Source organism: Litorimonas sp. (genome assembly GCA_029936425.1).
GTDB lineage: Bacteria > Pseudomonadota > Alphaproteobacteria > Caulobacterales > Maricaulaceae > Litorimonas.
The window spans coordinates 1-2,677 of the sequence record JAPYSU010000054.1 but is presented as its reverse complement, the minus strand read 5'-3'; the positions used below and the strand labels follow the sequence as shown (position 1 = coordinate 2,677).

Here is a 2,677-nt window from a genome sequence, read left to right as displayed (position 1 = left end):
ATAATCATGCTGGCGCGCTCAATAGTGTTATGTTGAAGGGCGTATAATCACTGTTATGAGTATGCATAGAGGAATAGCGCTACTGACGGCTCTATGCCTGGCAGGTTGCGCCAGCACAGGAAACTATTGTCGTGTGGATGAGCAGCATCGCTCCGAAATCCTTGAGAATATAGCCCCGGTTCTCGAAGATCTGGAGTCCGAGACTATTCGCTACATCCCGTCAAAGTCACTTTCGCGTGACGGTGTGTTATATCGTGACGAAGGTGGCTGTTTTATATACATTGGACCCCAATCCAAAAGAGAAGGCCATGGTGTGCTTGATGGCGACGGAGGCATTTACATTGACATGGAAACATTTCAGTCCAAAGAAGTTTTCTGGTATCAATACTAAAACTCATAACCAAGCGCAGCACTACACAGCCTTCGGCTGTCGGACGCTCGCAAGCTCGCGCCGGTGTGCGCGGCGTTATACAGAAGAGGAGGCCAAATGAGTGCGCAGGATAAAGCACCTCTTTACCATGCGAAGCGAGAGCTGGTCGCCGCACAAAGAGCGATCGAGCGCATGGGGCAGGCCTCCTCGCTTGAGGATCTAGAAGACGAATGGAAGGCCTATCTCACCGCAATTGAGAAGTGCTGGATTAAAGTCGAGAGAGCCTGTCAGCACATTCGAAACAAGTTCCAACCATGGCAGGGACAGTACGCGAACGAGAGAAGAAAAGACCCTCTCTTAAAGTATCTGAAACACGCACGAAATTCAGATCATCATTCCATTCAAGAAAACATGGACAAAAAGGCAGCTTCGAGTTCTATGTATGTAGAAGGTGGCCCCGGAGTCACACACATTGAACGCCTAGAGATTAAAGATGGCCAGCTTGTTGAGTATCGCGGCAACAAGCCATTGGTCATTGAGAATCTTCCAAACAGAGTGGAACTGCTGCCAGTCAAAGATGGCAGCAAGTGGTACAACCCTCCGTCGCAACATAAAGGCGCCAAGCTAGTTTGGCCTGCTCCGCTGGATGTTGCTCAACTCGGACTTGAGTACTACACAAAATATGTATCGGAAGCTGAAGAAAAGTTTTTCAGCAGTGTATAACAAGGCCAGGCACGCGACGCCTACTGCATTGCGGCTTCGCCTCCATTCCGTAGCCGCGCATGCTGGCTGGCGTTATATCGAATAGAGACCAATGGAAAATTACAGATTCATAGACCGATTCTTTCATAGTCAATATGAGCTATTGGACCTCACGGAGACTGAGGGTAGGGATTCGAATACGCTCTACACATTTCTTAACAACCTTCACACGACTGCCGACCGACTCAAAGAAGAATTTGATTGCGATATTAAAGGGTCTCCGGAGTTCAAAATTCTTCGGCTCATCAGGAACTATTTTCATCATGTTGGCGATGTGGAAGAAATTAGGTTGAAAGTTTATGTTGAGCGGAATGTGATCATTAGCCACGCAGAGCATCTAATTATTCCTCTCGAGACATTCGCTAAAAGCGTAAAGTCATTTATTGATAAGAACTCACTGCCAAAGAGCAACAGAAATTACGCCAAAAAGAAGGCATTTGTAGATAAAGAGATGGCTGCCATATCGGAGCTTTTTGATTATACCGCCGATTTGCTAGCAAATTTGGAGGTTTTTTGTAATAAGCCAAGCCTAAAGCTAGATGGTGTAGTATATGAGTTAGGTTTTGATATGTATAAGTTTGTCTACAATGTCACAAATATAGTGGCCGACAAATGTCGTGAAATCGAGCAGCTGAATGAAAAGAAAGTTATCGCGGAACTGGATTGGTCCTATACAGCCGACAACAACATAGGAAAGCATGATGTGTTTTGTCATCCTAACCGAGTCCCAATCACTACAACACAGGGGTTCGTATACCCCGAGACCATTGAGTCAGCGATATAACAATTCGCGTCACTCGGACGCACTAAAGTGCGCCGGTGCGCTCTGGCGTTAACTTTCGCCAGCTAGCCCCAAGGAGACTTTAAGTTATGGAGTTTGAGGACCTACTCCTACTAGTCATCCTGATCATTGCGGCCTATATCTGGATTGTTTCCCAAATTGAGAAAAAGAAAAGGGAACGAGAATACGCTGAAAAGCATGCGGAATTACAGGCAAGGCGCTCGCGGGAGATGCAGAAGCCGCTACCGAAACACATGCAAAGAGCATTGTCTCAGTTTGAAGCTGAATACCAGCAGAACCCTGGGGCGTTTAAATCCATGCATGAGTTTTCACCACTTGCTTGTTTTGGATACAAAGTCGGCAAAACGAATGGACTGCCTGAACACCTGCGGCGCGAGATCATCTACTTTACTTGGTATGCAGAAATCCCTTCAGTAGTGCCTCGCCAATATGCCCAAGAGTGGGGAGAGCCTGGTACCAGTAAAAGGTTTTCTAAGATTCGAAGCCATTTGTCTATGCTTGCGAATCAGAGACGCTCGCGAAAAGGTTATGAGGTTGCCGTCTCCCACTGGGATTCAGATGTAAATTGGCTTCGTGAAAATCACTCGGACTTGGCTTACCAGTACAGTCAGTTCGGATTCAAAAGTTAACAAGGTGGTCAACGGGACGCCAACTACGCTGCGCTCTGTTGTCGCCCGTTACCACTGGCGTTATGCGCAAAAGGAGGAGCCGTGCATCAATTAGCAGCCCAGTGGATTGTGGAG

The 2,677-nt window shown here is 47.1% G+C and carries 4 protein-coding genes; all 4 read left to right on the top strand.

Translation table 11 applies throughout. The features are described 5' to 3' along the window. Nucleotides 1–55: 55 nt before the first annotated feature. Complete coding sequence (locus tag ACN0IC_RS14930) at nt 56–391, top strand: hypothetical protein (protein ID WP_416879564.1); 336 nt, start codon at nt 56–58, stop codon at nt 389–391. A gap of 96 nt (nt 392–487) precedes the next feature. After that, a complete protein-coding gene (locus ACN0IC_RS14925; protein ID WP_253027463.1) occupies nt 488–1,093 on the top strand; it encodes a hypothetical protein in 606 nt (201 codons plus the stop codon). A 91-nt stretch (nt 1,094–1,184) separates the two neighbouring features. Next, nucleotides 1,185–1,916, top strand: a complete 732-nt coding sequence (locus ACN0IC_RS14920; RefSeq protein ID WP_416879563.1) for a hypothetical protein — start codon at nt 1,185–1,187, stop codon at nt 1,914–1,916. Between the two features lie 86 nt (nt 1,917–2,002). Further along, the gene (locus tag ACN0IC_RS14915; protein WP_253027467.1) at nt 2,003–2,563 is read left to right on the top strand and encodes a hypothetical protein; all 561 of its coding nucleotides are present in this window, start codon (nt 2,003–2,005) and stop codon (nt 2,561–2,563) included. Nucleotides 2,564–2,677: the final 114 nt, after the last annotated feature.

Bases quoted from the DNA above. Each gene is read 5' to 3' on its own strand.
- ACN0IC_RS14930 (WP_416879564.1), top strand. From the start codon at position 56: ATGAGTATGCATAGAGGAATAGCGCTACTGACGGCTCTATGCCTGGCA.
- ACN0IC_RS14925 (WP_253027463.1), top strand. From the start codon at position 488: ATGAGTGCGCAGGATAAAGCACCTCTTTACCATGCGAAGCGAGAGCTG.
- ACN0IC_RS14920 (WP_416879563.1), top strand. From the start codon at position 1,185: ATGGAAAATTACAGATTCATAGACCGATTCTTTCATAGTCAATATGAG.
- ACN0IC_RS14915 (WP_253027467.1), top strand. From the start codon at position 2,003: ATGGAGTTTGAGGACCTACTCCTACTAGTCATCCTGATCATTGCGGCC.